Genomic DNA, 5981 nt, shown 5'->3' on the forward strand with positions numbered 1-5981 from the left:
CCACCAGCACCGCGCGCTCGCGGGCCGAACCGTCGCGGCCCGCCCGGTCGGCCATGTCCAGGAAGGCCCGCACCGCGTGCGCGTAGCCGTCGCCCGGGTGGTAGACCTCGATCCACTTCTCGTGACGGGAGCCGGGCACCACGCCGTCCCGCAGCCCGTCCGACACCTCGGCGTTGAACCACACCATCGGCAGCAGCGCCCCCACTCCCGCGTGGAAGCCCGCCGCGGCGGACGCGGCGAAGAAGTCGGCGTGCGCGAGCGTCTCCGGCTCGGCCTCCGCGTCGTCCGGCCGGCCGTGGGCGACGCGCAGCCGCTCAGCCGCCTCCAGCGACGCGGCGGCCGACCGGGCGAGCAGCATCGCGTCGCCGTCGTCGGCCGCGAACGCCGCGCACCGCGCCAGCGCCCGCGCATAGGCGGGCAGCAGGAACCCGGTGTCCTGCCGGACGAACCGGGCCAGCGCCTCCGGCGGCAGCGAGCCGTCCCGCAGCCCGGCCCAGAACGGATGCCGCTGCACCTGGCGCAACACCGGATCGCGGATCTCGCGCAGCTCCTCGTGCAACATTCGCCTTCCTCACCTGGTCTCGGGACCGGACGCTAGGCACGCCGACTCGAAGTCCCCTGGAGACCGGCACCAGCCCGGTTCGAGCAGGCCGGCGCACGCTGGGCCGCATGGATCTCGGCCTGGACGGCAAACGTGTCCTGATCACCGGCGCGACCCGGGGAATCGGCGCCGCCGCCGCGCGCGCCTTCGCCGCCGAGGGCGCGCGCGTGGCGATCACCTACCACTCCGCCGAGGCCGAGGCGAAGGCCCTCGCCGACGCCTTGGACGGCTGCGCCCTGCGCTACGACCTGGCCTCGCCCGATTCGGCCCGCCGGGTCGTCACCGAGGTGGAGGACCGCTGGGGCGGCGTGGACGTCGTCGTGGCCAACGCCCAGACCTGGGTCTGGGTCGACCCCGGCGACCTTCCGCCCTACGAGGACCTGCCGATGGACTACTGGCTGGCCCGCTACCGCGAGAACGTCGAGGGCCACCTCTGGACCGTCCGCTACGCCCTCAAGGGGATGCGCGAGCGAGGCTGGGGCCGCATCGCCCTGCTCTCCTCGATCACCGCCGAACACGGCAACCCCGGGTCCGAACTCTACGGAGCCGCCAAGTCCGCCCTGCACGGCTTCGTCCGCGGCCTCATGTGGACCCGCGACGGCATCCTCGCGAACGTGGTCTCTCCCGGTGGCACCCGCACCGAAAGCCTGGACAACGTCGACCCCGCCCTGGTGGACCGCGCCGCGGCCGCGACACCCAGCGGCCGCCTGAGCACCCCGGACGACGTCGCCCGCGTGATCGTGTTCCTCTGCTCGGCCGCCAACGGGAACGTCAACGGCGAGATCCTGCACACCGCCGGCGGCCTCTGAGCACCAGCCGGCTGGTCAGGCCGGTGCACTCGGCCGAGATCCGCCTCAGTGACCCGAAGTCGGGTCACCCGGACTGTGAGGCCAGGCCGCGGAGGGTCCCCTCGGGGTCGCCGATGGGGGGAAGGGTGGCCAGGACGCAGGTCACGCCCGCCTCCTCCAGGCGGGTCAGGTGGGCGGCCGTCTCCGGGCCGGTCCCCGCGATGCCACCGAAGTCCACGCCCAGCTCCAGCAGGCCCAGCTTGCTGAGGAGCTGGGCGTTCGGGCCACCGATCACCATGTCGGACGGGTCGTAGCGGCGTTCGTACTCGGCCAGGGCGTCCAGCAGCTCGGGCGGGACGGTGGCGCGGGCGTGGCGGGCCCGGAAGCGGTAGGCGACGGTGGACGACAGGGCCGAGGCCAGGTCGGTGTACGCCTCGTCGCGGGTGGCGCAGACCGAGGCGAAGGTGTAGCCCCAGACGTCCAGGGCGGCGGGGTCGCGGCCGGCGCGTTCGGCGGCCCGCCGGACCGCGGCGACCTTGTCGCGGACGCGGGCGGCCGACATGCCGACCGTGGTGATCACGCCGTCGGCCAGTTCGCCCGCCAGCTCCAGGGTGCGGGGCCCGTCCGCCGCCAGGTAGAGCGGGACGCGGCGGGCGCGCAGCAGGGGCTCGGTGGCGCGGCCGGAGACCTCCGCCGAGCCGCCCTCAAGGATCTGCCGCACCTGCACGAGGTACTCGCGCAGCTCGGCGACGGTGGCGGGGGCGCGGCCGATGACCCGCATCGCGCTTCCGCCGTTGCCCACGCCCAGGACGGCCCGGCCGCCGGTGAGGTCGTGCAACGCGGACATCGCCGATGCGGTGACGAGCGGGTGGCGCAGTTCGGGCGTGGTGACCATCGCGGCGATCGAGGCGCGGCTGACCGCGTGCGCGGCGACGGTCAGGGACACGTACATCTCGTGGCCCCGGTTCGGGGAGTCGCCGACGCCTATCACGGCGTAGCCGAGATCGTCGGCGAGGCGGATCTGGCGGCGGAAGTCCGCCACATCGCCGGTCCACATCGGGATCGCGCCCAGCTTCACCAGGTACCTCCGGGGTCAGACTTCGATCACATCGGGGTCGGCGGGCTCGCGGTAGAGGCGGCGGACGGCGTCCGGACGCAGCTCCAGGACCCGCCGCTGATTGATGGTCCCCTTGGCGGAGCGTTCGCCCCGCTCCAGGCTCGGCGGCTCGGACAGCACCAGCAGCCGGACGACGCGGCGCGACGATCCTCCGCCGCCCCCGCTCCCGCCCCCGCCACCGTCCAGGGCCTTGGCGACGCGGGCGCGCCAGTCCGGCGGCGGGTCGGGAACGAGCCAGCCCAACGCGGTCACGAACGGACGGCCTTCGCCGACGACGACCACGTCGGCCAGCACTTCCGCGTCGGCCAGCAGGGCGTCCCGCAACGCGGCCACGCGCACCCAGGTGCCGGTGGCGAGCTTGAAGTCCTCGGCCAGCCGCCCGTCGAACACCAGGCCGCCCGCCGCGTCGTCCAGGCGCGCCGCGTCGCCGGTGCACAGGAAGCCCTCCGCATCGAACCCCTCGGCGGCGGGACGACCCAGATAGCCGGGCGTCACGTTCGGGCCCTTGACGCGGATCTCGTACCGGCCGTCCACGGGTGCGAGCTTGACGGTCACCCCCGGCAGCGGGACGCCGATCGCGCCCGGCTCGTCGGTGGCGAAGTGCGCGCTGGTGGCCCCGGCCGAGGTCTCGGTCATGCCCCACGAGGAGGTGAACGGGACCGGATGGTCGGCATGCGCCTGCGCGGCGGCGAGGATGCGCCGCCGCACGGGCTCGGCGAGCGGCGCGCCCGCGTTGAACAGCAGCCGCAGGCCGGCGAAGAACCGGCGGGCGAACTCCGGACGCGCCTCCAAGACCTCGGCGAGCCGCTCGAACCCGGCCGGGACGTTGAAGTAGACGTTCGGCGACGCGTTCTCCAGGCTGCGGACGCTGCGCGGGAACGCCTCGGGCGTCGGGCCGCCGGGGTCGATGTGGAGGGTGCCGCCGGTCGCGAGCACCAGGTGCAGGTTGTGGTTGCCGCCGAAGGTGTGGCTCCACGGCAGCCAGTCCACCAGCACCAGCCGGGTCGTCGCCAGGAACGGCCACACCTGCGTCATCATCCGCACGCCCGAGCACAGCATGCCGTGGGTGTTCGGGACACCCTTGGGCGCGCCGGTCGAGCCCGACGTGAACAGGATCTTCGCGAGGGTGTCCGGGCCGACGCGCGCGAAGGCCCGCTCGACGCGTTCGGTGGGGGCGGTGGCCAGCAGCTCGTCCAGCTCACGGACGGAGAACGTGAGCGGTACCCGGTCGGAGACTCCGGACGGTATGGCACCGTGCTCGGCGAACACCGCGCCCGGCGACACCGCGTCGAGGATGTCGAGCAGCGTGCCGTGGGCGCCCTCCAGCCGCGACAGGGCCGGGGTGAGCGGCACCAGCGGAATTCCCGCCGTGTACCCGGCGAGCGTCAGCAGCAGGTGCCGGAGCGAGTTGCCCGACAGGATCGCCAGCGGACGCGAGGCCGACAGCCCGCGCGCGAGCAGCGCCTCGGCCAGCGCGTCGGCCGAGGCGCGGGCCTGCCGGTAGGTGATCGTGCGCCAGCCCGACGCCGTCCACTCCGCGGCGAGGACGGCGTCCGGGGTGTCGTCCGCCCACCGGCGCAGCGCGTGGGCGAGGCCCGGGTCGGGCGTGGCGAGCGGTTCGGCCGACCGCAGGACGACCGAGCCGTCCGCGCGCCGGTCCGTGACGAGCCGCGGTACGGCGAACACGTGCGCCTCCTCCGGGGACACTGGTGCCCGCACCGTAACCAGGCCGTCCGGCCGGACGGAACTAGGGATTCACGCAGTTCCGCCGCGCCGCCTCCGGCCGGAGACTGGGGCGGGGCGGCAGAACGGGAGGCGCGGTGCCAGCGGACGACACCCGCGTGGTGATCACCGGATTCGGCGTCATCTCCAGCATCGGGACCGGCCGGGACGGCTACCTGGCGGGCCTGCGCGCGGGACGCTGCGGGGCCGCGCCGATCACGGCCTTCGACACGACGGGGTTCGATCACGCGACCGCGTGCGAGGTCACCGACTTCGATCCCGCGTCCGTCCTGGAACGCGTGGACGCGAAGTCCTGCGGACGCGTGGCGGCGTTCGCCGCGGCCGCCGCCCGGATGGCCGTCGCCGACGCCGGCCTGACGCCGGCCGGGCACGGGCTGGTCGCGGTAGGAACGACCTGCGGCGAGTCCCTGGAGGTCGATCGGCTCGCCACGGCGGAGCTCGCCGGCGACCCGCTCCCCGGTGAGGCCGCGCGCGCGATCGGCGGTGGACGCCTCGCCCTGACCGCCGCCTCCGAACTCGGCCTCACCGACGTCGAGACGCTGACGATCCCGACCGTTTGCGCGGCGAGCAACTACGCGACGGGCTACGGCTACGACCTGATCCGCGCGGGCGAGGCCGACTTCGCGTTGTGCGGGGGAGCCGACACGCTCAACCGGATGGCGTTCGCCGGGTTCTACCGGATGGGCGCCCTCGCCCCGGACCGCTGCCGGCCGTTCGACCGCGACCGCGAGGGCGTCATGTGGGGCGACGGCGCGGCCATGCTGGTGCTGGAGAGCCTCGCGCACGCTCGGCGGCGCGGTGCGCGTCCGCTCGCCGAGATCACCGGCTTCCACCTCAACTGCGACGCGGCGCACCCGACCGCGCCGGTGGGCGAACGCGTGGCCGCCTGCATGCGCGGCGCGCTCGCCGAGGCCGGGGTCGCGCCCGCCGACGTGGACGCGGTGTTCGCCCACGCGACCGGGACCAGGGCGAACGACCCGATGGAGGTCGGAGCGCTCCGCGAGGTGTTCGGCGCGACGCCGCTGCCGCCGGTGGTCGGCCTGAAGTCGATGCTCGGCCACACGATGGGAGCGGTCGGCGCGCACACCTGCGCCGCCGCGCTGCTGGCCATGCGGCACCGCTTCCTGCCGCCGACCGTGGGGTTCCGTTCGCCCGACCCGGACTGCGACATCGACTGCGTCCCCAACGCCGCGCGCGAGGCGGACGTCGAGGTGGCCCTGGTCAACTCGCTCGGGTTGGGCGGCAACAACGCCGCGCTGGTGTTGCGGAGGGCCGCGTGATGCCCACGGTGGTGACGGCGATGGCGGTGGTGTCGCCGCTCGGCCTCGGCACCGGGGCGTTCGCGGACGCCGTCCGGCGGGGCCGCCTCGGCGCGTGCGGGCACGTCCCCGACCTCTCGTCCGACCCCGACTTCGCCGCGACCAAGCAGGTGCGGCTGTACGAACGGTCGTCCGCGCTGGCCGTGGGCGCGGTCGCCAAGCTGCTGGCGGACGATCCGCTGGGCACCGTCCCGGCCGAGCGGCGCGCGATCGTGCTCGGCAGCGCGCTGGCGGGCATCGACACGTTCATGGGGGTGGACGTCGCGTCCCTGACCGGTGCGCGGCCCTACCACGTGGACCACAAGCGCGTCCCGGCGGCGGTGATGAACTACACCAGCGCGCAGGCGGCGATCCGCTTCGACCTGCGGGGTCCGAACGTCACCGTGAGCGCCGGCCGCGCGTCCGGCCTGACC

Annotated in this window: 6 protein-coding genes; 3 read left to right on the forward strand and 3 right to left on the reverse strand. The window is 74.8% G+C overall.

Features of this window, described 5'->3' with window-relative positions; all coding sequences use genetic code 11:
- Window positions 1-562: thiaminase II/PqqC family protein (locus tag AB0J52_RS23805; protein ID WP_500184246.1), on the reverse strand; the 562-nt coding region annotated here is incomplete at its 3' end.
- Between the two features lie 107 nt (window positions 563-669).
- On the opposite strand from AB0J52_RS23805, the gene AB0J52_RS23810 reads away from it, so the two are divergent.
- Window positions 670-1410 carry an SDR family NAD(P)-dependent oxidoreductase gene (locus AB0J52_RS23810; RefSeq protein ID WP_500184247.1) on the forward strand — a complete coding sequence of 247 codons (741 nt, stop codon included), beginning with the start codon at window positions 670-672 and terminating at the stop codon, window positions 1408-1410.
- 64 nt (window positions 1411-1474) lie between these two features.
- Here the strand turns inward: AB0J52_RS23810 and AB0J52_RS23815 are convergent, their stop codons facing one another.
- The gene (locus tag AB0J52_RS23815; protein WP_500184248.1) at window positions 1475-2467 is read right to left on the reverse strand and encodes an LLM class flavin-dependent oxidoreductase; all 993 of its coding nucleotides are present in this window, start codon (window positions 2465-2467) and stop codon (window positions 1475-1477) included.
- A 15-nt stretch (window positions 2468-2482) separates the two neighbouring features.
- Window positions 2483-4192, reverse strand: a complete 1710-nt coding sequence (locus tag AB0J52_RS23820) for an AMP-binding protein (RefSeq protein ID WP_500184249.1) — start codon at window positions 4190-4192, stop codon at window positions 2483-2485.
- A 134-nt stretch (window positions 4193-4326) separates the two neighbouring features.
- On the opposite strand from AB0J52_RS23820, the gene AB0J52_RS23825 reads away from it, so the two are divergent.
- Together AB0J52_RS23825 and AB0J52_RS23830 are read left to right on the forward strand one after the other, a co-directional pair.
- Window positions 4327-5529, forward strand: a complete 1203-nt coding sequence (locus AB0J52_RS23825) for a beta-ketoacyl-[acyl-carrier-protein] synthase family protein (RefSeq protein ID WP_500184252.1) — start codon at window positions 4327-4329, stop codon at window positions 5527-5529.
- Window positions 5526-5981, forward strand: a 456-nt coding sequence (locus AB0J52_RS23830) for a beta-ketoacyl synthase N-terminal-like domain-containing protein (RefSeq protein ID WP_500184254.1), incomplete at its 3' end; no start/stop codon positions are given. The genes AB0J52_RS23825 and AB0J52_RS23830, both read left to right, overlap by 4 nt.

This window comes from Spirillospora sp. NPDC049652 (genome assembly GCF_040675125.1).
Taxonomy (GTDB): domain Bacteria; phylum Actinomycetota; class Actinomycetes; order Streptosporangiales; family Streptosporangiaceae; genus Spirillospora.